This is a genomic window from Thermosynechococcus sp. HN-54 (genome assembly GCF_023650955.1).
Taxonomy (GTDB): domain Bacteria; phylum Cyanobacteriota; class Cyanobacteriia; order Thermosynechococcales; family Thermosynechococcaceae; genus Thermosynechococcus.
Genome location: NZ_CP098039.1, coordinates 1,648,204 through 1,673,407 on the forward strand (window position 1 = coordinate 1,648,204; position 25,204 = coordinate 1,673,407).

Genomic DNA, 25,204 nt, shown 5'->3' on the forward strand with positions numbered 1-25,204 from the left:
GGCAAGAATCAACGCTCGTGTTCGGTTTCCGAGGAATGCTTCGGCAGTTGCTCCGCCTCTGGGCACTCATCCGCAATGGGTAACTCCGCATAGCCCCGGGGAACTGCTGCGAGCCGCCGTGAAATCGAGCCAATGCTTTCGATATTGACGATCTCTTCCCAAGCACACACTTCGTCGTCTTCCTCCGTTTCGTAGCGGATGGTAACAACATTCCCTTCGATGTCCACAATGCGTGCCCGGTCAATTAAGCGTTGTTGATCCCGCAAGTAAATCCAGACTTCTTGGCCGTCGGTATAGAGTTGATAAAGCTTGCGGTGTAACATAGAACGGTCTCCTTCTCGGAATTGGGCGTAGCAACAGTTGATAAGCTGTGCTGCAACCTCTTGCCTGTCATCTTACCGCTAGAATTCACAGATGAGCAGCGGTGAAGGTGAGGTGTGGGGACTGAGGGTGTCCATATCGTTGTAGCGATCGCGCAGCACAGGGGAAAGAGTGATTCTCTGACGGTCTGGGGTAGATCTCGTACAATCGAATAAGCGTAACAAAGGGTAAATAATCCGTTACTATAACGCTATTCATTTATTCTAACCAGTGCGGAGTCGTTCAAACGGCATGGGCAAAATTGTTGGCATTGATCTGGGAACAACCAATTCCGTCATCGCTGTGCTGGAAGGGGGAAAACCGGTGGTAATTGCCAATGCGGAAGGCTCCCGCACCACCCCCTCCGTGGTTGCCTTTGGTAAAGAGGGAGAACGGCTTGTGGGTCAGTTGGCGCGGCGGCAGGCGGTGCTGAATCCCCAGAATACCTTTTACGCCGTCAAGCGCTTTATTGGTCGTGAATATAGCGAACTCAGTGCAGAGTCCAAACGGGTGCCCTACACCATTCGCCGTGATGAGTCCGGTAAAGTGCGCATCAAGTGCCCGCGGCTACAAAGAGAATTTGCGCCCGAAGAAATTTCAGCAATGGTTTTGCGCAAGCTGGTGGAGGATGCCAGCCGCTATTTGGGAGAACCAGTCACTGATGCGGTCATTACCGTACCCGCCTACTTTAATGACTCTCAGCGGCAGGCCACTCGTGATGCGGGGCGAATTGCCGGCTTGAATGTCCGCCGCATTATTAATGAACCCACTGCTGCTGCCCTTGCCTATGGCCTCGATCGCCAGAAGGAGCAGACGATTCTTGTGTTTGACCTTGGCGGTGGCACCTTTGATGTCTCCATTCTTGAGGTGGGGGATGGGGTTTTTGAGGTGAAGGCCACCAGCGGCGATACCCAATTGGGGGGCAATGACTTTGATAAGTTGATTGTGGACTGGCTGGCGGAGGACTTCTTGGCCAAGGAGGGCATTGACCTACGGCGCGATCGCCAGTCTCTCCAGCGGCTCACCGACGCAGCCGAAAAAGCAAAAATTGAGCTTTCTGGCCTACTGGAAACGAATATCGACCTGCCCTTTGTCACTGCCACTGCCGAGGGGCCTAAACACATTGAGACCACACTGAGTCGCCGCCAATTTGAAGACCTCAGCCAAGGGCTATTGCAGCGGCTGCGCTACCCGGTGGAGCAGGCCTTGATGGATGCCCACCTAACGCCAAGTGAGATTGATGCGGTGGTTCTAGTGGGGGGTGCCACTCGCATGCCAATGGTGCAGGAGCTGGTGCGGCAGATGATTGGCCGTGAACCCAATCAAAACGTCAACCCCGACGAAGTGGTGGCGATCGGCGCTGCCATTCAAGCAGGCATTCTTGCGGGGGATATGAAGGATATCCTGCTGTTGGATGTAACCCCCCTTTCCTTGGGTGTGGAAACCATTGGCGGCGTGACGAAGGTACTGATTCCCCGCAATACAACGATTCCGGTGCGCCGCTCCGATATTTTTTCAACCTCAGAAAATAACCAAAGCCAGGTGGAAATCCACGTCGTTCAAGGGGAGCGGGAACTAGCAGAACACAACAAGTCCTTGGGACGCTTTAAGTTAACAGGTATTCCGCCAGCGCCTCGGGGGGTGCCCCAAATTCAAGTGTCCTTTGACTTGGATGCCAATGGCCTGCTCCAAGTGGTGGCCTTGGATCGTTTTAGTGGGCGTGAGCAAAGTGTGGTCATCCAAGGGGCATCCACCCTGAGTGAAGAGGAAATTCAGCAGATGCTCTTGGATGCCGAGTCGAATGCCGCCAGCGATCGCCAGCGGCGCGCCCGTATTGAGAAGCGCAACCGTGCCCAAGATCTGATTAACCGCGCTGAACGCCAACTGCGCGAGGCGGCTCAGGAATTTGGCTATCAATTTGCCGCTGATCAACGCCGTGGCATTGAAGCCCTGGTGCGGCAATTGCAGGAGGCCATTCGCAATGAGGACGATCGCCAGATTGACCTTACCTATGCGGCCCTTGAAGAGCGGCTTTACGACTTTGTCCGCCAACTGCGCCTCAGCGAAGAGGAATTGGAAGATGATGAGGATGTCTTTAAGCTGCCCAACCTCAAGGAAGCGGTGAATAAAGGCTTGGATGCAGTGCGAGGTCGGGAGCGCCGCCGCGACTATGAGGATGAGTGGGATCAGCCGCCACGCACGCGGCGTTCTCGCGGCTATTCCCAACGCAGTGATTCAGCCGCATGGGATGATTGGGATGACGACGACTGGTAGAACTTTAGTTGCCGCAAATGTCAGTGTAGATAGGGTTGTCGATGCGTAATTTTCGAGATTACTACCAGCTTTTGGGCGTGGATCGCAGTGCCAGTACGGAAGAGATTAAACGCGCCTATCGGCGGCTGGCACGGCGGTATCATCCCGATATGAATCCGGGCGATCGCGCGGCAGAGGAAAAGTTCAAAGACATTAGTGAGGCCTACCAAGTGTTGAGTGATCCCGCTCGCCGCGAGCAGTACGATCGCTACGGTGAATACTGGTCACAACCGGGCTTTCGCAGTCGCAGTCCCCAGCGAACCACCGTGGGCCGTCGCAATGGCACCAGTCTTAGGGAGGAACCCGATCTCAGTGAAGATAATTTTCAGGAGTTTTTGGATCAACTGTTGGGTCGGCGATCGCCCCGCACCTCGACAATTCCTGCGGATCCCCCCCGTCGCTCGCCTACGATAGAGACAGACTACTTTCGCCCCGGCACGGTCAAAACCGCCTATACCGCTGTGAGCCGTCGCGACGCTGAAGCCACCTTAGAGATTCCCCTTGAAAAGGCCTACGAAGGGGGACGAGAGCGGATTCGCCTTGGGGATGGGCGCTCTTTGGAAGTGACGCTGCCACCCGGAATCGTGACTGGTCAACGAATTCGGCTGCGGGGTCAAGGCACAGGCGGCGGCGATCTCTACTTGAAACTTCAGGTGATGCCCCATCCCCTCTTTCGCCTTGAGGACTATGACATTGTCTGTGAACTTCCTGTCACCCCCAGTGAGGCAGCTCTAGGGGGGCAAATTGAAGCCCCTACCCTCGATGGCTGGGTAAAAATGATGGTTCCGGCAGGGGTACGCACGGGGCAACGACTGAGACTGGCGGGCAAAGGCTATCCTCGACCCGATGGCGATCGCGGTGACCAACTGGTGGAAATCGTGATCACGCTGCCCCCTCAACTCAGCGATGCCGAGCGAGACCTCTATCGGCAGCTTCAGGCAATTGAGTCCTACAATCCCCGTGCCCATTTGGCGTACTCCTAAACTATGGATGCCTTGGCCTTTGCTGACCCCTCAGCGCAATCTACCCTAAAGGACATCCAGACCTATCTCAAGACCGTTGTTGCCACCAGTGCTAACCGCATTGATCAGCAAAAGTCCCTTTTATCCGAAAGTCTGCAAGCCCTAGGGAACTTGGGCATTTTTCGTTTGGGGGTACCCAAGGCAATGGGCGGATTGGGGTGCGATCGCCGCACGCTGTGGCATTTAAACTTGCAGCTGGCACAAACCTCCGGTGCCCTTGCCTTTTTGGTGGCCCAACATCAGTCGGCTTTGGGAATGATTCTCGAACACACTGAAGGCAATGTTGCCCAAGCCTACTTAGCGGATTTGATGCAGGGGCAGGTGTTAATTGGTGTCAGCTTTTCCCACTTACGCCACAACCCAGTGGATCTGCAAGCTCAACCCACCAGTGGGGGCTATCTGCTGCGGGGAACACTGCCTTGGCTCAGTGGCTTTCAGCACATGACCATGTTTGTGGCCGCCGCGCCTTTGCCGGATCGGCGTATTCTCTTTGCTCTCATGCCCTTTATCAATGCCCAACAGGCCACTGGCGGAATTTTGCACCTCTCACTCCCCTTGCCCTTAGCGGCTGTGCCCTCAACGCAAACGGTTCAGGCAGAAGTGGTGAATTGGCTAGTGCCGCCCGAAGATGTGGTGGGGGTCAGTGAGGCGGATTGGATCACCGCCCGCGATCGCCAGCAACTGCTGCGGGGAAGCGCGGCTCCCATGGGCTGTGCCCATGCCAGTTTGCAGATTTTAGCTGCAATTCCCGAAGCCAAAGACCTCTACCACTATTTTCGCGATCGCTGGCAACAGCTCTACGCGCGGATTCAAGGGGAGTTGGACGACGTGAATCCTCCCTACCATGCCCAACTACGCGCCGCCGCCATTCACCTTGCCGTTCAAGCAGCTCAAGCAGCCCTAATTACCACCGGGGGCAGTGCCTTAGTACTCAATCACACCGTTCAGCGCCTCTATCGGGAAGCGATGCTCTACACTGTTTCAGGGTTGAATGCCCCCCTGCGCCACGCCTTGATTGAGGAGTTGCGTTTTGGACGCGGTTCGCATTGAGCTAGATAACTGTCTGCCTCTTGAGTGGTTTGGCCGCCCTGCCCCTGTGGTGGCTCAAGAATTGCTGGGGTGTATTCTCGTGCGCCAGCAGGCCAATGGTCAAATTTACCGCGGCCGTATTGTGGAAACCGAGGCCTATATGGCCGGCGATCCTGCTTGCCATGGCTACCGCCGCCAAACCGCTCGCAATGCTCCCATGTTTGCAGCACCAGGCACGATTTATGTCTATCAAATCTATGGCATTCACCACTGCTTGAATATCGCGAGCGATCGCCCCAACTTTGCCAGTGCCGTTCTCATCCGTGCCCTTGAGATGATCAGCCCACCCTTGCCCCCCCGCAGTGCTGCTGGTCCAGGAAAGCTCTGCCAAGTCTTAGGGATCGATCGCCGGCTTTCGGGGTTAATGCTAGGGCAAGAGAGCGGCCTCTGGTTAGAAAAGCCGCCCCAACCCCTGACAGACCCTGTGGTACAAACCACTCGCATTGGTATTTCCCAAGGGCAGGAGATTCCTTGGCGGTGGTACGTGCAGGGCAACGCTGCCGTCTCTCGCTATTCGTAGCTGCCCGTCGTTACCTCCAGCAGGTCTTCCGGCTGGTTAAGAAATTGGATGGCTTTTTCGAGGGCTTGCCGGCGATCGCTCACCACATGGTCGGCAGGCAACCGATCCAAAATTCGGAAGCGTTGCAGTCGCTGTTGCACCTTATCCGCTGAGCCATTCACCAAGAAAATCGCCAAACGATGCTTTTGCGCCTCTTGGATCAAGGACTCAATCGCCAACGTTGCAGTGACTCCCAACAACGGTACACTGCTGACATCCAGAATCAGCACCCTATAGTCAGACATGATCGCCTGCCGTTGGGAAATCGCCCAAGCCGAACCAAAACTCATTGGCCCCCCAAGGTGCAGGAGTAGCAGTTGACCCTTAGCTTGGCGAAATAGCTCCTTTTCCTCCGGCGTGAGGGGGGTTTGATCATCAGCATGGGTAATCGCCTTCACATCCTCCGATTGCAGATCCGCCAAGCGCTTGATTGTCAGCATATTGGCAATAAAGACACCCACGCCAACGGCCACAATCAGATCCACAAAGACCGTCAGCAGCATGACTCCGTACATGATGAAAGCAGCCCGCAGGGAGAGGACATGGGCGCGTTTGAGAAAATTCCAGTCAATAATGTCAATGCCCACCTTAATCAGAATCCCCGCCAACACGGCATTGGGAATTGGTTCTGTCAGAGGAGCGGCCCAGAGCACAACCATCAGTAGAATCACGGCGTGGATCATGCCCGATAGGCAGGTACGTCCCCCCGCTTGGATATTGACCACTGTGCCCATCGTGGCACCCGCCCCAGGCAAACCGCCAAACAAGCCCGACACTAAGTTGCCAATGCCCTGACCAATCAGTTCCTTATCGGAATCGTGCTGGGTGCGAGTAATGCTATCAGCAATCACTGAAGTCAAGAGCGAATCAATACAGCCCAGCATTCCCAGCATTGCCCCATCCACCAGCATGGTTTTTAGCGCAGGCAGGGTAAAAGTGGGGGGGACAAATTCTGGCAGCCCCGTGGGAATGGTACCAATCCGCGTCAAACCGGCATCGGCAAAAAAGACGATTGAAAGAATCGTGCCCAAAACCAACGCTAAGAGCTGGGGTGGCACAAGCCGCCGAATTTTTTGGGGCGTGAAATAAATTAACCCAAGGGTGAATAACCCCAAAGCAAGGGCAGCCGGGTTCAGCGTTTGAATCCACTCTGGCAAGTGTTGCACTGCCCCCAGCACCCCCCCCTTACTGCTGTGCCCTAACAAAGGACCAATTTGCAGCAGGATCATGATCAGGCCAATGCCCGACATAAAGCCGGAAATGACGGTGTAGGGCATGAGGGTAATGTACTTGCCCAAGCGCAACAGCCCAAAGAGGATTTGAAAACAGCCTGCCAGCATGATGACCGTAAAGGCCATGTATAGTCCTTGTTCCGGATATTCACTGGTGAGGCGGGTAATCACTGCCGTAATCACCACCGTCATTGGCCCGGTGGGATTGGAAATCAGCGTCGGCGTGCCGCCAAAGAGGGCGGCAAAAAACCCGAGACAGATCACGCAGTAGAGTCCCGCCGTTGCACCAGCGCCAGAGGTGACACCAAAAGCCAAGGCCATCGGCAATGCCACAATGGCGGCGGTCAACCCGCCAAAAAGATCGCCGCGCCAATAGCGAAAGTCAATTCGATTAACTAAATTTGTCAGCATTTCTACCCCTTTTGGCGAATTTAGAGAGGGTGTCATAGCTCAATCGCTGTTAAGAGCACTCCCTATGGAAGCATTCTCATAACTTATAGCTATGATAAGAAAATATTTAATTGAGATAATCCTATGCTTTAGGGGGGACAATCTGTCTAGAGAGCAGGTCAAAGATTTTTTTATCTGTTCTATAGGCAAAAAGGGGAGAATCAGCGGAGAAGAAGGCTTGCTCACTGTAAAACTTTGTTACACTCAGGGATTGAGAGAAGCAACTTACGAGGTCAGGACACTCCTATGAGTCAATCGCCGCTGGATGCCTTTTTCCTTGGTCGAGCGACAGCAACGCTCCTGCGTGATCAGGCGCAGCATCTATTTGTGGAATTCCTGAGTCAGCTAGGGCGATTTGATGCTGAACAGCAGCAGCGGCTCCATCAATTCATGGAAGAGGTGCAAGCTCGCGCCCGCCAAGAAGCAGAAATGGTGGTTCCTCGGGGTAGCCAACGGGTAGATTGGCAAGCCCTGATTGATGATTTGCGCGCTGAAATTGCTGCCCTGCGCACGGAACTGCAACGCTACCGCAATCGCGACGGTTAGGGGCGGGGAACAACGATGTACCCTGTTTTTATGTAGGCGTCGGTGGCCGCTGGCTCTGGCGAAAACGACTCACTGCCCAAAACCCAGTGGCGATCGCGCCCCCAGTACCACCAGTAAGCCGCTGTATAGGCACAGAGGATTGCATCGAGTTGATCTTCCAGTGCTTTGAGATCCCGCCCAGTAGTGGGCATGCCTGCCTCTATCTGCAACATTAAGGGTGGCTCACAGTGGCGAAGATGCGCTGTCATCAAATCCCTGAGGCGAGCTAATTCCCTGATGCGCTCTGCAAGACGGCCTTTTTTGTACTGAATGATTTGGTCAAGCTGAAAGAGGGCGATCGCCGTGGCATGGGGGAAGACTTCAATTTGAAATCGCCCGCGTTCTTGGGGCGTGATTGTAGGCGCATGGTGAAATCCCCGTTGGCGGAGGGCTTGACTAAACCCCGTGGTGTGCTGCGCAAAGGGGGACTGCTGATTCGCAGGATAGCAGCCGGCATGATACCGCCCAAGGAGTTGGTGGGACTGGCGATCGCAGGTACGCATTCCCCGCAGATTAGGAATAATCAGGGGCGCATCCACCGCCACCATTGCTGCTTGTGAAAAGGGTGCATCGCGATCAATCCATGCCAAAAGTTCATCCGTATCACGGGAGCGATCCACACACACTATCTCTAGGTGCTGAGCCTGCCATTGCAAACAGCAGTACCCTGACGCCCCACCTTTCCACGCCAGATCAATGCCGAGAAACCGCATTGGCTGCTGTCAACTGCTTTTGGGGTGGATACTCTTGAATGAGCAAAGCAGCAGCGACCACCCCCACTGGTGGTACGAGCACTAACCCCACTAGGGGAATCAACAGAGCCAACAACTGCGCCAAACCAAGGCCATAAATCTGCGGCGTGTAGGCACGGGTCAGCCGTTTGCGCTCCCGAAGGGAGGTGCTGTGTTTCTCGAGGAGGTAGTCAAAGCTGCCGCGTCCCAGAAAGTAACTGTTGGCGATCGCCATCACAAGGGGTTGCAGCGGGCCTGCCAGAAACGAGAGGACAAGGAAAAGGACTTGTAAAATGGCATCTCGCACGGCAAACCAACCACCGACCATCGCATTCAATAGATCCCGTCGCCAGCCCACCTCAATAGGTTGTCCCATCGTAATTTTTTCAACCCGGTTGAGCAGCGGACCAAGAAAAGGAATGACCACCAGGGGAATGAGCGTTTGATAACCAATGAGGGCTAAAAAGATAGCAATGAGGGTGGCTAAAACATCAATGACCCCTTGGTAAAGCCACTGCCATTGCTCGCCAACAGACCAGTAATCCCCAACCCCTTGAACAGCCCAGAAGGCAGCAATAATCAGCACTATCCCCAGAGCAAGGCTCAAAAAGGCAGGTAGTAGCAGATAACCCCACAGGCGATAACGGGCAATAAAGACAAGGCCGCGACCAAAGGCAAAAAAACCTGCCTGAAACTGTTGTACTGCCGACCAAAACTGCCCGATCACCAATGGTTCTAGAATTCCCTAGGAAAATCCTAGCCTATCCACGGCGGGGTGGCGTGCCTTCATCATCTGGCGGCGGCGCATCGGCAACAAAATCAGGGGTATTCACCTGTTCGGCGCGGGAAACAGTGGTTGCTGTCGGTCGCCATAGCCAACTGGTCAACAGTCCAAGGGTGAGGAGTGCCACCAGTAGGGGAATGAATAGATCCGTCATCATTGTTTGCCTCATTGAATTCATCATTGTACAGAATCAGAGGAGTCTTTCTTGAGTGCTAGCTCCCCTGACGCAGTGCGACTTTTGTAAGTTCCAGTACAGATCCTTTCGCAAGAATTGAACACCCTCAAAACGTTTAAGCTGGCTCGCTGTAGCCGCAGAGTTTGAGCTATCGTTGAATTGGCAGCCTTGGGTGATGAGAGCGATGGCACTGTCCCCGTTTTGGATTTGGTTGATTGTTGCCGTCATTCTTTTTGTGATGGAGCTTGTCTTGCCGACGGCCTTTGTGGAAGCAACCCTCGGCCTCAGTGCCCTCATTGTTGCCTTTCTATCGTTTTTGATTCCCAGCTTTTCGGTTCAAATTATCCTTTGGATGGTACTCTCCATCGTCGTGGTCTTTCTCCTGCGACGCTATCAGCCGAAACGTGTCCCTCCCGTGCTCAAGGAAGCCGCCGAGGCAGAAACGATTACGAAAATTCCCGCTGGCGAGACGGGGCGGGTGCTATACGAAGGGATTTCCTGGCAAGCTCGCTGTGATGACCCCCACTTGACCATTCCTGAACATCAACGGGTGATTATCATTGGCCGTCAGGGGACAACGCTGATTGTGATGCCCGAGGATGCTATTCAGTCCTAGGGGGCGATCGCCGTTTTCTACGGTAGGTTGTCGCAGGATCAATGGGAAAGCCGGCAAGGGGAACAACTTGCTCGAGGCGCTCTTTTTCAAGCCGCTTTAATTCCGTGTAATCCACCCAGTGGATACAATCAACCGGACAGGTGTCAATGGCTTCTTGGATCAGTTCGAGGGGATCACCATCTTGGCGCACCACGCGCGATCGCCCGTAGTTCGGCTCAATGTAGAAAGTATTGCGAGCCACATGGGCACAGTGCTTGCAGCCAATACAGGTAATCTCATCCACATAGACACCACGCTGACGATGGGTGCCCCCCAGTTCGGGTTCGTAGCCGCTGCGAGGTTCACTTTGGCGAAGTTGGCCGCCAAGTTCTGGCTCTAAACCAAGGGGTTGCCCCTCTGCCACGTGCCTCTCCATTATCTTGAATGATCGACAACGGCTAGGAACGCCAGCGTTGCAAGACTAGCTTGACACTTCCATCCGCCTGCTGTTCAGTGGTTTGCACTTGAAAGCCTTGCTCGGTAGCAGATTGCAACACTGCATGGTAGGCATAGCGTTGAGTGACTTTATTCAAGAAGCGATCCACAGACCATGCCTGCTGCCAAAACTCTAGATCAGCCACTAGCTCATACTCAGTGCCATTCCAGCGAAAGCCAATGTCGTAGCCATTTTCCTGAGGAATGACCACTTGAGCCGTTTGGGTTTGACCACGAAACCCGCGCACTTCTTTAGAGCCAGATTGCCATGGCAAGCCCAAGTCCGTTAGGGCAGCTTCTAGGGCGGGTAAACTCCGAATTTGGGTTTTAATTTGGCTGAAGTGCGACATGGATCACCAATCCTCAACGATTACCACTGGGAGGGGACAGATTGAACAACCAACTGATTTTCTTCCTCTTGGGGAGCGTAGTACTCTGCGGTGGGCTGTTGGCTAATGACACACCCTAGTTGTGCTTCAATGGCAGCAGTGACCTCCGCACAGGATGTCCCGGAAATTCCCGTGACAGTTTCAACCACCCGGCCATCGGGATAAATCACAAATTCAAGGGTTTCTAGCATGGCCACAACCGACTCACTCGCAATTGTTACAAATTACCCCTGAGGATAAAATTTTGAGGCCTAACCTATGGAACTCATTGTGACGAAGGCTAACCAAAGGAGTCAAGGTCTTTAATAAACTTTACACTCCGCAGCAGTTCCCTTGGAGGCCTCAGGAACCTAAGTGATCAGTCCATCTATAGAACCTTGTCTGCTCCGAGAATTGATAAGAGATATGCACATCCTATTCTGGCGAGCCAGGGAGCAGTATTCCAACCACGATATTGCGTTCTAGTGAGCCATTCTGAAATCCCTTTGAAAAAGGCTGTATGATGTTTAGCAATCCAAACACTAAAAAACTAAACAAAATGGTGGGACAGCTTTTTTCGCCGGCGGCATTCTTGGCGTTAGCATTCCTAGGGGGTCTTTCTTTGCCTCTGTGGCCGGCGATCGCCCGCGGCGAGTCCCAAGAATCCATCAATGTCAATCCCCAAGCGCAAGTACAAACTGCTGAACAATTTGTCGATGCCCTCTTTGGCAATAACTTCGATTTAGCGTGGAGCTACTTACACCCGCAACTGCAACAGGAGTTTTCGCCGACGAAATTGGAGCAACGCCAAGCTAGTTTTTTGAAACGGGTCGGGGTGTACAAAAAGCGTCTTGGGAGTCGGATCAACGGCAATATTGTCAGTATCAAGGTAGCGTTTTCTAACGTTACGGATACATTGATTGTGATTATGGATAGCAATGGTAAGATCACAGGTATTGATTTTCCAGCAATGTCTGACGACCTGTCTGCTCAGCCTCTGCCCTCGCGCTCTCGGCCTTGACCTCTATGCAAGAACGGCGTAGTTCTCCTGCTCCTGAATTATCTTTGCAAAATACTCCCTTTTTTCTGGACTTGCCGCAGGCGGTGGTGGAAAAGGCCCTAGCCCATGTGGTGACCCGTCAGCATCCTGCCAACCGAGTGATCTTGCTGGAGAATGACTGGGGGACATCGGTTTACTTTATCCTCAGTGGCTGGGTGAAGATTCGCACCTACAACATTGATGGCAAGGAGGTCACGCTCAATATCCTTGGCCCTGGGGAATTGTTTGGCGAAATGGCGCCCTTAGAGGAAGTCCCCCGCTCAACCGATGTGATCACGCTGACACCAACGGTAGTGGCGAATATGCCAGCCACGGATTTTGTCAACCTAGTGAATACGGAACCCCAAGCAGGAATACGCCTTGCAAAGTTGATGGCACGGCGGCTGCGACAACTGAATCGGCGATTGCGACTGCGGGAATCCGATAGTACCTCACGGGTGGCGGATATTTTGCTCTTTTTAGCTGATGGTCAAGGCCGCCAAGGAGCGGAGGGTCTAGAAATTCCGAATCTGCCCCACCGTGAACTGAGTAGTTTAAGTGGCATGGCGCGAGAGACAGTAACACGGGTGCTGGGGAAACTGGAGCGCAAGGGGATTATTCGCCGCAGTCAAGATAGCCTATGCATTACCAATCTGCGCGCCCTAGAAAGCTTACTCCTCTAGAACTACCTTACTCCTCTAGAACTACGAACAAGGATACCGCTTCTGAAGAGGGTAGCAAGTAATGCCCAATGCTCCAACCAATGAACATCCCGAGAATCGCCATTTGAATCAGCACCAACATAATTTGCCAATTCTGGTAGCCAGCGGCCTTCATTTCAATGCGCACCAGAATCTCTGTGCCAATGAGAATGGCAAGCACACTAAAGATGTGAAAGGCAATAATGGCAAGAGTAACGGTGGTACTCAGCACCAATACTGTAAAGAGACTGGGGGTACCCACCCGCATAATTAAACGACTAAAGATACTTTTAGGACTGCTCTGGCGCGATCGCAACAGGCTGGAGGTGCCACCCACAACAAATACCGTCAAAATTGCCGCAAAAAGAGAGGCGTAGGCTGACCACATCCAAGGGTAGGCGGACAAGTACCAGCCCACGAGGACATAGCCCAATACCACAAGTGAGAGTAAGGCTAAGGGAAACTTGGTATGGTCTGGCGATGAAGTCATCGCTATCGGGGTACAAGGTGAGTACAAATCCACTCTACGGCAGCGGCTAAATCTTGGGCAATGTAATCGGGTTGACTGGCATGCTGGTAGCGGCCCTCAAGGACGCGATCGCCAAACCCGGTTTGTACCAAGATGCCGTAGCACCCTGCATTCCGCGCCAGATCAATATCTGTGGCTTTGTCGCCGACCATAACACTGCGCCTCAGATCCAAATCATGATCCCAAGCAGCGGCCACCAGCATTCCCGTATTTGGCTTGCGCCACGTTGTCCAACCCGCGTAGGCGGCAACTACTCCCCCTTCAGGACGGCTGAGATCAGGACAGAAATAGACGGCATCCAACATCGCACCCGCACTCGCCGCCAGTAAGTCCTGTAGTCTTTGGTGGAGAGCATGGACATGATCAATGCTGTAGTAGTTCCGCGCGGGCCCCGATTGATTGGAAGCCAAGCAGCAAAACCACCCTGCCTCATTGAGCCGCCGTACGGCCTGCGCGACACCGGGAATTAACTGCAAGTCCTCAAGGCGGTGAATATAGCCCACCTCTTGGTTGAGCACCCCATCCCGATCGAGGAAGACAGCGGCTCTAGCCATGGCGAGCTGCCTCAATCACTGCTGACACTGGGATATCGGCCATGTTGCCCGTAGGGGATTTGACAGCCCGAAAGCGCGGATCATCTGGCAGGAGTTTAGCGGGATCTGTTGGGCCAAAAAGCGCCACAAGGGGTGTCCCCACCGCCACGCCAATGTGCATCGGGCCACTGTCGGTACAGAGAATCTGTTGTGCCTGTTGCATTAGAGCCGCTAGTTTGCGCAAGTCTGGAGGACGGCTAATTTTAATCTCCGGTAGCGCCTGCGTTAGCGCACTCACCCATGCTTGATCTTCAGGCCCACAGACGACGATAAAGGGCAGGTGCGGCTCCTGCTGTTGCAGCCTCTGGATGACCTCAACCCAAGCGGCGGGGGGATAAATTTTGTGAATCCCCTTTGTCAGTGCCATTTGACTGGAGCCGCCGTGCAAAAGGCGATACCTACCGCTAATGCCTAAACGTTGCTGCTCTGCGGTTGCCCACTCGCGATCGCCCTCGGTCACCACTGCCTTGGGCAGGGGACAGGGGGTAGTGATACCAAAGGCTTTAAGTAAGTCGTGGTAGGTGGCAGCACTGTACTGATCAAGGTTGACGGGTACAGCATCGGTGAGAAATCCCAAGGGATTGAGTTTGGCAAAGCCGACTCGCTTGGGAATCCCCGTCAGCCACAGCAGAAAGCGCACTGCTTTACTCCGTCCCAAGGAGAGAATGGCATCGTACTCCCCCTCCCGCAGTATGCCAATCAGGTTTGCCCAATCCGCTAGGGCATTGCGATCTTTGAAGTTAAAGGGAATGACTTGGTGGACACTGCCACTCAGTTGGTAGGCAGCAACGGCACGGGGTTCAACCACCACATCCAACTGCGCCTCGGGAAAACGGGCTTTGAGATCATCAAGGGTGGGAAAAAACAAAATTTGATCACCGATACCGCCGGGTACCAGCGCTACGATATGTTTCATAGCGGTTGAGCACCTATGCAAACTCGCCCTCAATTTTACCCGCAAGTTTTGGTTGCAGGCGATCGCGCCACGCCAAGGCTAGGGGAAGCTCCGTAAAGGGAATGCGATGGCCCTCTCCCGTGGGGGGTTGCAGCACAAGATGAATGGTTCCTTTGCTAGGAGTGGCTTCTGTCTCAAGCCGCTGGCCACTACTCTCGACCCAAACGCTCTGAATATGCCCTAAGTCACAGGTTTGCAAATTAACAATGCCCTGTCGGGTCGGTCGTCCCCATGTCAGGCGATCGCCCTGCAGACCGAGGACAGCGGCAATATCGTACTTGCTGGCTTCAAACTGCTGTGCCCACTGGCGATAGTGTTCCAGCTTGCGGTACTCGACCCAGCCCAACCATGCTAGGAGAATAAAAACAGCCAATAGCGGTAACCAGAGCAGAGCGTGACTCATGGATTCATCAGTAACTGTCGCCGCAATACATCGAGGGCATTCATGGTACTGAGATGCCGCACCCAATCGCGTCCCCGCTGACCACTAAAGCGAAATTCACGGGTCATGACCTCACCGTTGGACAGTGCCACCCCAATATACACCAGTCCCACGGGTTTAGTGAGCGTCGCGCCGCCGGGGCCAGCAATCCCGGTAATACTGACGCCCCAATCACTGGCCAAACGTGTCTTTACCCCTAGCGCCATCTGGGCGGCCACCACGGCACTCACAGCGCCTTCTCGCTCTAAATCTTCAGGATTGACCCCCAGTAGAGTGACCTTAACCTCATTGGCGTAGGCAATCACGCCTCCCTTAAACGAGAGAGAACTCCCCGGCAGGCGGGTCAGCATCTCGCCAAGGCCACCGCCTGTACAGGACTCTGCCACGGCCACCGTTTGGTGTCGCTCTTGGAGAAGGCGAGCAACGGCACTGGCGAGGGTATCCTCATCGGCACCATAGCAGTCTAAACCCACAATTTGGCGAATCTCGGCTTCGACGGGCTGAATCAGTTGCTGAGCTTCCGCTTCATCCTTAGCGCGTACAGTAATGCGGAGGCGGGTTTCACCATTGCCGGCATAGGGGGCCACAGTGGGATGCTCACGGGCGATTTGGGCAGCCACTTTTTCCGCAAGCACGGATTCGGGAATGCCCCAGAAACGCAGCACACGGCTGTAAATGACCTCTTTTCCCCAGCCTTGGGAACGCAAAAAGGGCACCGCAGTTTCTTGCCACATCTGCTTCATTTCAGCCGGGACACCGGGGAATGTGAGAATGATGAGACCCGTGCGCGGCTGCCAGATCATGCCGGGGGCAGTCCCCAAGGGATTCGGGAGAATCTGTGCCCCCACGGGCAGGAGGGCTTGCTTGCGGTTACTGGGACTAAAGCCACCGCGATGGGCATACTTGCGTTCTAGGTCAGCAATAATTTCCGGGCGTTCTTCAAGGGGGGCTTGAAAGAAATCCGCTAGGGTTTCAGTGGTAAGATCATCAGGTGTGGGGCCAAGGCCACCCGTGAAAATCAATAGGCGGGCGCGATCGCAGGCAATGGCCACAACTTTCTTAATCCGCGTGGGATTGTCGCCAACGACAGTTTGGTAATAGTGGGGGATGCCTAAGCTTGCCAGTTGTTGCGCTAAAAACTGGGCATTACTGTTGAGAATCTCCCCCAGCAGCAATTCCGTCCCCACGCAAATAATTTCTGCACTCATTGTTTCAGTCATTTTCGCTGCTGCGCACCCGTTGCCAGACATACCACGAGGCAAAGCCCATCAGAAGAGACGCTGCCACGGCATAGCCCCATCCTCCCGGCAAACCCGCCAAAGCCAAGGCAAGACTGCCCACCCATAGTGTCAAGCAATAGATAAACAGCACCGTCACCCGTTGCGAAAGCCCCGCCTTGAGAAGGCGATGGTGCAAGTGTCTCTTATCGGGCGCAAAGGGAGACTGCCCTTTCAGGAGGCGGTTAAAAACGACCGTTGACGTATCCACAATGGGCACAGCCAAAATTAATAGAGGCACGAGAATGGCCACCGCCGTATAGGCCTTGACGAGTCCAATCACGCCCAAACCTGCAAGGGTAAATCCCATGAAATAGGCACCCCCGTCCCCCATAAAAATTTGGGCAGGATTGAAGTTGTAGCGTAGGAACCCCAGTGCCCCTCCCGCTAAGGCTGCGGCCAAGAGTCCTGCCTCTGGCTCCCCCATCAGCATACAGACGAAAAACATGGCGGAGGCGGCAATACCCGACACTCCCGCTGCTAGACCATCCACACCATCAATGAAGTTAATGGCATTGGCAATTCCCACCAGCCACACTGTGGTCAAGGGCAAACTGAGCCAGCCAAGGTCAACAATGCCCACAAAGGGTACGGTAATAATGCGAATTTTGACGCCGACAGACCAGACAATACCCGCCACGAGAAATTGCAGGACAAGGCGTAGGAGGGCTGGTAAAGTCAGCAGATCATCCGCTAAGCCAATGAGGAAAAAGGCCACCCCCCCTAAGGTGACTCCCCAAATTTCATACTCCGCTGGCTGGGGTAGGACACCAAAACCGCCAGCATTCCAGACAATCAGCAGTGCCACCAGATTACCCAGAAAAATGGAGACGCCACCGAGGCGCACCATCGGACGGGTGTGAATCTTGCGTTCATTAGGTCGATCCACAAATCCTGCTTTATGTCCAAGGTCATTGACAATGGGGGTGACCAACAGGACAACGGCAATGGCAGCTAGGAAGGCAATCAGGTGGTACAGCATCTGCTCAGGGTGTTGGCAGGATTCCCCCTCAGGCTAGCACTGGTTGCGGCAATTGCAAGTGGGGATAGAGAGGAAATTGGGTGCAGAGGGCTGCCACCCGCTCGCGGCAGCGGTTTTTGATGGTTTCATCCGCTGGAGCCTGCAGGCGATCGCTAATAATTTCGGCGATTTCCGTAAACTCAGCCTCAGTGAAGCCACGGGTTGTCAACGCCGGTGTCCCCAATCGCAGACCACTGGTGACAAAGGGAGAGGCGGGGTCAAAGGGAATCGTATTTTTGTTGGTGGTGATATTGATTTCCCCCATCAGGCGATCGGCCTCTTTGCCCGTTAGATTCACCGATCGCAGATCAATCAGCATCAAGTGGTTATCGGTGCCCCCAGAGACAAGGCGCAGTTGTCGTGCTTGCAGCCCCGCAGCGAGGGCTTGGGCATTGCGAATGACTTGGCCAGAATAGGCTTTGAACTCGGGCTTGAGGGCTTCACCAAAGGCCACAGCCTTAGCGGCAATGACGTGCTCCAATGGTCCCCCTTGGGTACCGGGAAAGACCGCTTTGTCGAACTTTTTGCCCAACTCTGCATCGCGGGTGAGAATCAGGCCACCGCGAGGGCCACGCAGGGTTTTATGGGTCGTGGTGGTGACCACATCGCAAAGGGGCACGGGATTGGGATGGTGACCTGTGGCAACCAAACCAGCAATGTGGGCAATATCGGCCATGAGATAGGCACCCACCTCATCGGCAATTTGGCGAAATTCGGCAAAGGGAATGACGCGAGGATAGGCGGAATAGCCGCAGATGATGAGCTTGGGACGGTGCTGCCGTGCCAAATCCCGCACCTGATCCATATCAAGGCGTTCCGTTTCAGGATGGACACCGTAGTGAACAACGTTAAACCATTTACCGGAAACGTTGACGGGGGAACCGTGGGTCAGATGGCCACCGTGGGACAAATCCATCCCCATAATGGTGTCGCCGGGATTGAGCAGTGCCAAGAAGACGGCAAAATTGGCTTGGGCACCGGAGTGGGGCTGAACATTGGCGTGGGCAGCGGCAAAGAGTTCCTTGGCGCGATCAATGGCCAGTTGCTCCACTTCATCCACAAATTCGCAGCCACCGTAGTAGCGTTTACCGGGCAATCCCTCGGCATATTTGTTGGTGAGAACTGTGCCTTGAGCGGCCATCACCGCAGGAGAAGTAAAGTTTTCGCTGGCAATCAGTTCAAGGTGTTGCTGCTGCCGCTGGACTTCCCGCTGTACCATTTCAGCAACCAAGGGATCCGTTTGCGCAAGCCAATCAATATGGGTCATTTTGTTGTCAATGGAGGGAGATGAACTGCTTTACTATCTTATCGCGGATCCCTCCTTGAGCCTTGGTTAGTTGCTCAGTTGTCAGGGCAAAAGCATACTCAGGCAGTAGCAAAGAGGCGAGGAGGCAGTCATCGTCGCTAACCGATGAATCAAGCCAAAGTTTTCAGGCGCATGGTTTTTGGGAAGATACAAGCCAGAATCTGGAGGGACAATATCATTTAAGCTAACGTCTTTTGAAGGTGTCTAGTCTTGATATGATGCAAGCTAGAATCTGGTGGTGTCAGTGTCCATGATCAAGTTTTTAGTAACTGGTGGGGGGGGGTTTATTGGCGCCAATTTTGTGCGATTAGCCCTTACGGAAGGCTGGGGAGCGGTACTCAACCTTGATAAAGTGACCTATGCCTGTCACCCCGGCACCTTGGCCATGCTCGAGCAATTGCCCAATTATCAAGTTGTGAAGGGAGATGTGGGCGATCGCCCCCTTGTCCAAGAGCTATTGCAAACCTTTCAGCCCGATGCTGTGATTCACTTTGCTGCCGAAAGCCATGTCGATCGCTCCATCAATACTCCCCAAGACTTTATTCAAACCAATGTTGTCGGTACAGCCAATCTCCTAGAAGAGGTCAAAAGCTACTGGCAACAGTTACCCACTGGGGCACAAGCGCAGTTTCGCTTTGTTCATATCTCCACTGATGAAGTCTATGGCAGTCTTGGCCCTGAGGATCCGCCCTTCCGGGAAGACACCCCCTATGCCCCCAACAGTCCCTATGCCGCCTCAAAGGCCGCCTCAGATCACCTTGTGCGTGCCTACCACCACACCTACGGCCTACCCACCCTGACAACCAATTGCTCCAACAACTATGGCCCCTACCAGTTTCCTGAAAAACTGATTCCCCTGATGATCTGCCAAGCCTTGGCGGGACAACCGCTACCGATATATGGGGATGGGCAAAATGTACGGGATTGGCTCTACGTTGAAGATCACTGCCGCGCGGTTTATACCGTCTGGCAAAAGGGCCAAGTGGGGGAAACCTACAATATTGGTGGCAACTGCGAAAAGCCGAACCTTGAAGTGGTGCAAATCCTCTGTGATCTGCTGCAAACCCTTGTGCCCCGGTCTGATTTGAATTACCGCAGCTTGATTACCTTTGTCAGCGATCGCCCCGGCCACGATCGCCGCTACGCCATTGATGCCCGTAAAATTCAGCAGGAACTGGGGTGGCAGCCCCAAGAAACCTTCAGCAGTGGCCTCGAAAAAACGGTGCAGTGGTACCTTGCTCATCAAGATTGGGTGCAAGCAGCCCGCACCGCCGACTACAGTGCTTGGTTAGCAACCAACTATGGCAGTCTCTTAACCCCTTGCCCATGAAAGGAATTATTCTAGCCGGCGGGTCAGGGACGCGTCTCTATCCTCTGACGCAGGTGATCAGTAAACAACTGATGCCCATCTATGACAAACCCATGATTTACTATCCCCTCTCAATCTTGATGCTGGCGGGGATTCGGGAGATTCTCATTATTTCCACCCCAGAGCACCTCTATCTTTTTGAAAAGCTTCTGGGGGATGGTCATCAGTGGGGTTTATCCCTCAGCTATTGTGTGCAGCCTCAGCCCAATGGTCTAGCGGAAGCTTTTATTCTAGGGCGCGAATTTTTGCAGGGGGAACCCGTGTGCCTTACCCTTGGCGATAATCTTCTCTACGGCCATGATCTTTCGCAGAAGTTACAACGAGCCGCTCAACTCACCCAAGGGGCAATGATCTTTGGCTATCGGGTGGCCAATCCCCAGCAGTACGGTGTGATTGAGTTTGATGCCAGCGGTCGTGTTCTCAGCATTGAGGAAAAACCAGCCGTGCCCAAGTCCAACTATGCGGTGCCGGGCGTTTATTTCTATGACCATCAAGTGTGCGATCTCGCGGCTCAGCTGCAACCGTCAGCGCGAGGAGAACTGGAAATTACAGATCTCAACCGCCTCTACCTCGAAAAGGGACAACTGCGGGTGGAATTGCTTGGCCGCGGCTATGCATGGCTAGATACGGGTACCCATGATCTGCTGCAACAGGCCAGTAGCTTCATTCGCACCCTAGAGGAACGGCAGGGGGTGAAAATTGCCTGCTTAGAGGAAATTGCTTTGTATCAGGGCTACATTACCCCAGAGCAACTTTATGAACTCGCCCAACCCCTGCGCAAAAGTAGCTATGGCCAATATCTCTTGCAGGTGTGGGCAGAAGTGACAGGAGGAATTCATGCTCAAGGTGCAACCGCTCGCGATCGCTGACGTTCTGCTGTTGGAACCCCCTGTCTTTCGCGATCAGCGGGGCTTTTTCCTAGAAAGCTTTAATCAACGGGCTTTTATGGCCGCCACAGGCTTAGACGTGACTTTTGTCCAAGACAATCACTCTGCCTCACAACAGGGCGTACTACGGGGCTTGCACTACCAGTACCAACACCCCCAAGGCAAACTCATTCGCGTGATTGAGGGGGAAATTTTCGATGTTGCAGTCGATTTGCGGCGTTCCTCGCCCACCTGTGGCCAATGGGTAGGGGCTTGGCTCAGTGCAGACACGTTCCAGCAACTGTGGATTCCCCCTGGCTTTGCCCACGGCTTCTGGGTGCAATCAGCCACCGCCCAAGTGCTCTACAAAACAACGGACTACTACAATCCGGGGGATGAATATACGCTGCTGTGGAATGATCCAACTGTCGGCATTCAATGGCCGATCGCTAGGGAACCCCTCCTTTCTGCCAAGGATCAGCAGGGCAAATCTTTTAACGAACTTCCCCTATTTGCTTGAGATAAAAAATCCCTCCCCAATTGGAGAGGGACACTCAGACGAGGATACGATCACGCCCTACAGAGCGTTACCACGGGGGAGTACCTCTTCTGGGAAGACAAAGTTTTCATGGGGTTGGTCTTGGGGCGCCATCCAAGCGCGAATGCCCTCGTTCAAGAGCAGGTTCTTCGTGTAGAACGTCTCAAACTCAGGGTCTTCCGCTGCTCGAATCTCCTGCGAAATAAAGTCATAGGACCGCAGGTTCAACGCCAGACCCACGATGCCAATCGCACTCATCCACAGCCCCGTCACGGGCACAAACAACATGAAAAAGTGCAACCAGCGCTTGTTCGAGAAGGCAATCCCAAAAATTTGGCTCCAAAACCGGTTCGCCGTCACCATCGAGTAGGTCTCTTCCGATTGGGTGGGACTAAAGGCACGGAAGGTGCTCGCCGATTCCCCATCTTGGAAGAGGGTGTTTTCCACGGTGGCACCATGGATGGCACACAACAGGGCACCACCGAGCACACCGGCCACCCCCATCATGTGAAAGGGATTCAAGGTCCAGTTGTGGAACCCTTGGAAGAACAGGAGGAAGCGGAAGATGGCGGCCACGCCAAAGCTGGGGGCAAAGAACCAACTGGATTGCCCCAAGGGGTAAATCAAGAAGACGCTGACAAAGACAGCAATGGGGGCACTGAAGGCAATGGCGTTGTAGGGACGGATGCCCACCAAGCGAGCAATTTCAAACTGCCGCAGCATGAAGCCAATGAGGCCAAAGGCGCCGTGGAGGGCGATAAAGGTCCACAGACCCCCCAGTTGGCACCAGCGGGTGAAGTCCCCTTGGGCTTCGGGCCCCCAGAGGAGAAGGAGGGAGTGCCCCATGCTGTTGGCCGGGGTGGAAACGGCAACGGTGAGGAAGTTGCAGCCTTCGAGGTAGCTGGAAGCAAGGCCGTGGGTGTACCAAGAGGTAACAAAGGTGGTACCGGTCAGCCAGCCACCGAGGGCAAGGTAGGCACAGGGGAAAAGCAGGATGCCTGACCAGCCGACAAAGACAAATCTGTCACGTTTGAGCCAGTCGTCAAGGATGTCAAACCATCCCCGTTCTGCTGGCGCTCGTCCAATCGCGATTGTCATAAAACTCAACTCCGAAAGGAAGTGATAAAGGCAGATTCGTGAGGTAGCTCAGTGGGAGAATAAGAGCCAAGTTTACGAATCTTAATAACGACTCTAATCTAGCAAAGGCGTTTTGTGGTTTTCAACAAGGCATATCCCGTGAGATGACCTTGTATATCCGATATAGCCCTTTTCTAGACGGTGGGGATCTACCACTGAAGCGTTCTCCTGCCCGTCAGGCTGTTTTGCGCAGAGTGTTCACTTGCCGTGAAAAGGGCTGTAAGATACCCGGTGTTTCTTGTGCTTAATTTCCCTATGGGTTACCCCCTTTTGATGCCCACCATTCCCGCAAAAGTCTCAGTTTTCGGATTTCCCCTCCATTTGGTGGACAATGCTCCCGAGTGGTTGCTGATGCAACAGCGGGATGGTCGTGGCCAACATGTGATCACTCTCAACTCGGAGATGGTGATGTTGGCGGAGCGCTCACCAGAGTTTGCCGATGTTTTACACCGTGCCGATTTGGTGATTCCCGATGGATCGGGGGTCATTCTCTACCTCAAGTTACATGGCCTCTCTGTGCGCCGTCTGCCGGGGATTGAATTTGCCGAAGCTCTCCTGCGACTTGCCAATGAGGCGCCCCAGCCGAAGCGGGTCTTTTTCTATGGGGCAGCACCGGGGGTGGCAGAAAAAGTGGCTGAACGCTGGCATCGAGAGTTGCCCAACCTAGACATTGTTGGCGTACAGTCAGGCTACCACGATGCCGATACGGAAATTGTCCTCATTGAGATGTTGAAAGAAACACAACCCCACATTATCTTTGTGGCTTTGGGGGTACCCCGGCAGGAATACTGGATCGATCGCCATCGCCACATTTGTCCAGAAGCAATTTGGGTGGGCGTGGGCGGTAGCTTTGACGTTTGGGCGGGGGTGAAAAAACGAGCACCCAAGCTCATGCAAAAACTCCATCTGGAGTGGCTCTACCGTCTTTATCAGGAACCGTGGCGTTGGCGGCGCATGTTGGCTCTCCCTCAATTTGCATGGAAAGCTCTCCTGAGTCGTTTCTATGGACGGCAGCGTTACTCTTCCCGATGACGGCCGTAACCCCAGTGGCACCCGACCGTGAATTGATCTCTGACGGGTCTGTAGTTGCGGAACTGTGCCAAGTCACCAAGTCTTTTGGCGGAGCTTTGCCCTGTTTGCATCGGGTGAGCTTGCAACTGCGACGCGGAGACTTTTATTTTCTCACTGGCGCCTCAGGCTCAGGTAAATCGACCCTCTTAAAACTACTCTGTGGTCAGCTTCGTCCGGATCAGGGCACAGTTCGTCTGTTTGGTCAAGACGTGAATCCTCAACAGAACCGGCAGATGGCACAGTTGCGGCGGCGGCTAGGGGTGATTTTTCAGGATTTTAAGCTGCTTGGCGATCGCTCCGTGGCGGAGAATGTTGCCTTTGCTCTTTTAGTCCGCGGTACCCCAAAACGGGAAATTCAGCAGCGGGTACAAACGGCGCTCAAACTGGTGGGCCTGAGCCACAAAGCCAATGCCAATCCCCAATCTCTATCGGGGGGAGAGCAGCAGCGGGTGAGTATTGCGCGGGCGATTGTCGGTGGACCTGAGCTATTGCTGGCGGATGAACCCACGGGTAATCTGGATCCCCAAACCAGCCAGCAAATTCTTGCCCTGCTCCATCGCCTTCATCAACATGGGCTAACGGTTCTCTTTACTACCCATGACCTCGCCTTGACTCGCTTAGTTCCCCATCGGATTCTCCATTTGCACCATGGCAAACTTGAGTCCCTTACCCACCCTTAACTTTTTGCTTCCAGAAGTGCGCCGCAGTCTCTGGCGCGGTGGTTGGCTCAATGGCGCAGCCGTCATTGCTGTGGCCGTGACGCTCTTTATTTTTGGTTGGGGCTGGCAAATTTCGCACATTTTAGGCGCTAGTGTCGAGTCCTTGGGCAATCGCCTAGAAATTACGGCCTATGTCTCGCCTACTCTTCCCGCAGCCAAAGTGGCCAGCCTCAAGGAGCAGTTAGCAGCATTACCGGAGGTAGCCGACTTCACTTGGATTGATCGCGATCGCGCTTGGGCAGAATTGCAAGCTGATTTAGGCCTCAAAAGCGAACAGGGTGGCTTAGACCTCTTTGACACCAATCCCCTCAGCGATGAAATCAAGATCCGCGCCCAAAGCCTTGATCAGGTGGCTCCCCTAGCTAGCCAAATCGCCCAAAAAGAGGGCATTGAGTCCGTGCAGTACCTCGAACGGGCATTAACGGGTCTGCAAAGTGTGCAGCAGGTGGTGCGGGGAGTCACGTTCATTTTGGTGCTGCTCCTGAGTTTAACGGTCGTTGCTTTGGTGAGCGCTATTTTGCGGTTGATTATCCTTGTGCGCCAACCTGAAATTGAGATCATGACTCTCGTGGGCGCCACCCAAACATGGATTTATACGCCCCTATTTATTCAAGCCGCTAGCCTAGGGGGTGGGGGCGGTTTACTGGCATGGATGGTCGGCTGGGGTAGCAGTCAACAACTTCAGCAGTGGTTAGCCCAACAGCCTAGCTTTCGTGCCCTTGCCAGTAATGTTTCCCTTGAATGGTCAGCGGGCTTGGGGGTCTTCCTGCTCCTCATCGGTGTGATTTTGGGACTTGTGAGTACCCGATTGGCACTGCAAACGACATCTCAGCGGTAGGCGGCTATGCCACAATAAGTGGGGCAATGACGATTCATTCCAAGG

30 protein-coding genes are annotated in these 25,204 nt (G+C 54.0%); 14 read left to right on the forward strand and 16 right to left on the reverse strand.

Annotated features, from left to right (window positions below):
* Window positions 1–8: 8 nt before the first annotated feature.
* Window positions 9–323, reverse strand: coding sequence for a DUF6679 family protein (locus NBE99_RS07975; protein WP_024125163.1), 315 nt, complete (start codon window positions 321–323; stop codon window positions 9–11).
* 289 nt (window positions 324–612) lie between these two features.
* Here NBE99_RS07975 and dnaK point away from each other — a divergent pair, with 289 nt between their 5' ends.
* Genes dnaK through NBE99_RS07995 form a run of 4 tightly spaced genes read left to right on the forward strand, consistent with a single transcriptional unit; the run spans window position 613 to window position 5,304 of the window.
* Complete coding sequence (dnaK, locus tag NBE99_RS07980; protein ID WP_250681571.1) at window positions 613–2,634, forward strand: molecular chaperone DnaK; 2,022 nt, start codon at window positions 613–615, stop codon at window positions 2,632–2,634.
* A gap of 41 nt (window positions 2,635–2,675) precedes the next feature.
* The gene (locus tag NBE99_RS07985) at window positions 2,676–3,656 is read left to right on the forward strand and encodes a DnaJ C-terminal domain-containing protein (protein ID WP_250681572.1); all 981 of its coding nucleotides are present in this window, start codon (window positions 2,676–2,678) and stop codon (window positions 3,654–3,656) included.
* Window positions 3,657–3,659: 3 nt separating this feature from the next.
* Window positions 3,660–4,745 carry an acyl-CoA dehydrogenase family protein gene (locus tag NBE99_RS07990; protein ID WP_250681573.1) on the forward strand — a complete coding sequence of 362 codons (1,086 nt, stop codon included), beginning with the start codon at window positions 3,660–3,662 and terminating at the stop codon, window positions 4,743–4,745.
* Entirely contained in the window at window positions 4,726–5,304 is a 579-nt protein-coding gene (locus NBE99_RS07995) for a DNA-3-methyladenine glycosylase (RefSeq protein WP_399370290.1), read from the forward strand. The genes NBE99_RS07990 and NBE99_RS07995 overlap by 20 nt, the downstream gene beginning before the upstream one ends.
* Here the strand turns inward: NBE99_RS07995 and NBE99_RS08000 are convergent.
* A complete protein-coding gene (locus NBE99_RS08000) occupies window positions 5,295–6,986 on the reverse strand; it encodes a SulP family inorganic anion transporter (protein ID WP_250681574.1) in 1,692 nt (563 codons plus the stop codon). The two genes, NBE99_RS07995 and NBE99_RS08000, sit on opposite strands and share 10 nt — an antisense overlap.
* A gap of 285 nt (window positions 6,987–7,271) precedes the next feature.
* On the opposite strand from NBE99_RS08000, the gene NBE99_RS08005 reads away from it, so the two are divergent.
* On the forward strand, window positions 7,272–7,571 hold the full coding sequence (locus NBE99_RS08005; RefSeq protein WP_250681575.1) for a DUF6825 family protein: 300 nt from the start codon (window positions 7,272–7,274) through the stop codon (window positions 7,569–7,571).
* On the opposite strand, the gene NBE99_RS08010 is transcribed toward NBE99_RS08005, so the two are convergent.
* From NBE99_RS08010 to NBE99_RS08020, 3 genes are read right to left on the reverse strand one after another with little or no spacing between them, the layout of a single operon-like run.
* Window positions 7,568–8,323 (reverse strand): DUF429 domain-containing protein, encoded by a 756-nt coding sequence (locus NBE99_RS08010; protein WP_250681576.1) that lies wholly within the window; start codon window positions 8,321–8,323, stop codon window positions 7,568–7,570. The genes NBE99_RS08005 and NBE99_RS08010 overlap by 4 nt on opposite strands.
* Complete coding sequence (locus NBE99_RS08015) at window positions 8,304–9,068, reverse strand: EI24 domain-containing protein (RefSeq protein ID WP_250683707.1); 765 nt, start codon at window positions 9,066–9,068, stop codon at window positions 8,304–8,306. The genes NBE99_RS08010 and NBE99_RS08015 overlap by 20 nt, the downstream gene beginning before the upstream one ends.
* Before the next feature lie 34 nt (window positions 9,069–9,102).
* A complete protein-coding gene (locus NBE99_RS08020) occupies window positions 9,103–9,282 on the reverse strand; it encodes a hypothetical protein (RefSeq protein ID WP_250681577.1) in 180 nt (59 codons plus the stop codon).
* A gap of 202 nt (window positions 9,283–9,484) precedes the next feature.
* Here NBE99_RS08020 and NBE99_RS08025 point away from each other — a divergent pair, with 202 nt between their 5' ends.
* A complete protein-coding gene (locus tag NBE99_RS08025) occupies window positions 9,485–9,916 on the forward strand; it encodes an NfeD family protein (protein WP_250681578.1) in 432 nt (143 codons plus the stop codon).
* On the opposite strand, the gene NBE99_RS08030 is transcribed toward NBE99_RS08025, so the two are convergent.
* The 3 genes from NBE99_RS08030 to NBE99_RS08040 are packed head-to-tail and all read right to left on the reverse strand — an operon-like array spanning window position 9,903 to window position 10,970.
* The gene (locus tag NBE99_RS08030) at window positions 9,903–10,319 is read right to left on the reverse strand and encodes a ferredoxin (protein WP_399370297.1); all 417 of its coding nucleotides are present in this window, start codon (window positions 10,317–10,319) and stop codon (window positions 9,903–9,905) included. The genes NBE99_RS08025 and NBE99_RS08030 overlap by 14 nt on opposite strands.
* Before the next feature lie 34 nt (window positions 10,320–10,353).
* Window positions 10,354–10,740 (reverse strand): DUF1257 domain-containing protein, encoded by a 387-nt coding sequence (locus NBE99_RS08035; RefSeq protein ID WP_250681580.1) that lies wholly within the window; start codon window positions 10,738–10,740, stop codon window positions 10,354–10,356.
* A gap of 20 nt (window positions 10,741–10,760) precedes the next feature.
* The gene (locus NBE99_RS08040; protein ID WP_250683708.1) at window positions 10,761–10,970 is read right to left on the reverse strand and encodes a DUF2997 domain-containing protein; all 210 of its coding nucleotides are present in this window, start codon (window positions 10,968–10,970) and stop codon (window positions 10,761–10,763) included.
* 410 nt (window positions 10,971–11,380) lie between these two features.
* Here NBE99_RS08040 and NBE99_RS08045 point away from each other — a divergent pair, with 410 nt between their 5' ends.
* The gene (locus NBE99_RS08045; protein ID WP_250681581.1) at window positions 11,381–11,779 is read left to right on the forward strand and encodes a DUF3887 domain-containing protein; all 399 of its coding nucleotides are present in this window, start codon (window positions 11,381–11,383) and stop codon (window positions 11,777–11,779) included.
* 5 nt (window positions 11,780–11,784) lie between these two features.
* Window positions 11,785–12,480: a Crp/Fnr family transcriptional regulator gene (locus tag NBE99_RS08050; RefSeq protein ID WP_250681582.1), complete on the forward strand. Its 696-nt coding sequence runs from the start codon at window positions 11,785–11,787 to the stop codon at window positions 12,478–12,480.
* A gap of 7 nt (window positions 12,481–12,487) precedes the next feature.
* Here NBE99_RS08050 and NBE99_RS08055 read toward each other — a convergent pair whose 3' ends face one another.
* From NBE99_RS08055 to glyA, 7 genes are read right to left on the reverse strand one after another with little or no spacing between them, the layout of a single operon-like run.
* Window positions 12,488–12,988, reverse strand: coding sequence for a hypothetical protein (locus NBE99_RS08055; RefSeq protein ID WP_250681583.1), 501 nt, complete (start codon window positions 12,986–12,988; stop codon window positions 12,488–12,490).
* A 2-nt stretch (window positions 12,989–12,990) separates the two neighbouring features.
* Window positions 12,991–13,581, reverse strand: coding sequence for an HAD-IIIA family hydrolase (locus tag NBE99_RS08060; protein WP_250681584.1), 591 nt, complete (start codon window positions 13,579–13,581; stop codon window positions 12,991–12,993).
* Window positions 13,574–14,536, reverse strand: coding sequence for a glycosyltransferase family 9 protein (locus NBE99_RS08065; RefSeq protein ID WP_250681585.1), 963 nt, complete (start codon window positions 14,534–14,536; stop codon window positions 13,574–13,576). Before NBE99_RS08065 ends, NBE99_RS08060 begins: the two co-directional genes overlap by 8 nt.
* Before the next feature lie 13 nt (window positions 14,537–14,549).
* A complete protein-coding gene (locus NBE99_RS08070) occupies window positions 14,550–14,978 on the reverse strand; it encodes a hypothetical protein (RefSeq protein WP_250681586.1) in 429 nt (142 codons plus the stop codon).
* Complete coding sequence (locus NBE99_RS08075; RefSeq protein ID WP_315897325.1) at window positions 14,975–16,225, reverse strand: competence/damage-inducible protein A; 1,251 nt, start codon at window positions 16,223–16,225, stop codon at window positions 14,975–14,977. Before NBE99_RS08075 ends, NBE99_RS08070 begins: the two co-directional genes overlap by 4 nt.
* A gap of 4 nt (window positions 16,226–16,229) precedes the next feature.
* Window positions 16,230–17,276: a glycosyltransferase family 4 protein gene (locus tag NBE99_RS08080; RefSeq protein ID WP_250681588.1), complete on the reverse strand. Its 1,047-nt coding sequence runs from the start codon at window positions 17,274–17,276 to the stop codon at window positions 16,230–16,232.
* Between the two features lie 28 nt (window positions 17,277–17,304).
* Window positions 17,305–18,582, reverse strand: a complete 1,278-nt coding sequence (gene glyA, locus NBE99_RS08085; RefSeq protein ID WP_250681589.1) for a serine hydroxymethyltransferase — start codon at window positions 18,580–18,582, stop codon at window positions 17,305–17,307.
* A gap of 289 nt (window positions 18,583–18,871) precedes the next feature.
* On the opposite strand from glyA, the gene rfbB reads away from it, so the two are divergent.
* The 3 genes from rfbB to rfbC are packed head-to-tail and all read left to right on the forward strand — an operon-like array spanning window position 18,872 to window position 21,376.
* Window positions 18,872–19,951 (forward strand): dTDP-glucose 4,6-dehydratase, encoded by a 1,080-nt coding sequence (rfbB, locus tag NBE99_RS08090; RefSeq protein WP_250681590.1) that lies wholly within the window; start codon window positions 18,872–18,874, stop codon window positions 19,949–19,951.
* Window positions 19,948–20,859, forward strand: coding sequence for a glucose-1-phosphate thymidylyltransferase RfbA (rfbA, locus tag NBE99_RS08095; protein WP_250681591.1), 912 nt, complete (start codon window positions 19,948–19,950; stop codon window positions 20,857–20,859). Before rfbB ends, rfbA begins: the two co-directional genes overlap by 4 nt.
* Window positions 20,828–21,376 carry a dTDP-4-dehydrorhamnose 3,5-epimerase gene (gene rfbC, locus NBE99_RS08100; RefSeq protein WP_250681592.1) on the forward strand — a complete coding sequence of 183 codons (549 nt, stop codon included), beginning with the start codon at window positions 20,828–20,830 and terminating at the stop codon, window positions 21,374–21,376. The genes rfbA and rfbC overlap by 32 nt, the downstream gene beginning before the upstream one ends.
* A 57-nt stretch (window positions 21,377–21,433) precedes the next feature.
* On the opposite strand, the gene psbD is transcribed toward rfbC, so the two are convergent.
* The gene (psbD, locus tag NBE99_RS08105) at window positions 21,434–22,492 is read right to left on the reverse strand and encodes a photosystem II D2 protein (photosystem q(a) protein) (RefSeq protein ID WP_250681593.1); all 1,059 of its coding nucleotides are present in this window, start codon (window positions 22,490–22,492) and stop codon (window positions 21,434–21,436) included.
* A 294-nt stretch (window positions 22,493–22,786) separates the two neighbouring features.
* Here psbD and NBE99_RS08110 point away from each other — a divergent pair, with 294 nt between their 5' ends.
* Genes NBE99_RS08110 through NBE99_RS08120 form a run of 3 tightly spaced genes read left to right on the forward strand, consistent with a single transcriptional unit; the run spans window position 22,787 to window position 25,159 of the window.
* The gene (locus tag NBE99_RS08110; RefSeq protein WP_250681594.1) at window positions 22,787–23,563 is read left to right on the forward strand and encodes a WecB/TagA/CpsF family glycosyltransferase; all 777 of its coding nucleotides are present in this window, start codon (window positions 22,787–22,789) and stop codon (window positions 23,561–23,563) included.
* Window positions 23,560–24,282, forward strand: coding sequence for a cell division ATP-binding protein FtsE (gene ftsE / locus NBE99_RS08115; RefSeq protein ID WP_250681595.1), 723 nt, complete (start codon window positions 23,560–23,562; stop codon window positions 24,280–24,282). Before NBE99_RS08110 ends, ftsE begins: the two co-directional genes overlap by 4 nt.
* The gene (locus tag NBE99_RS08120; RefSeq protein WP_250681596.1) at window positions 24,251–25,159 is read left to right on the forward strand and encodes an ABC transporter permease; all 909 of its coding nucleotides are present in this window, start codon (window positions 24,251–24,253) and stop codon (window positions 25,157–25,159) included. Before ftsE ends, NBE99_RS08120 begins: the two co-directional genes overlap by 32 nt.
* Window positions 25,160–25,204 lie beyond the last annotated feature (45 nt).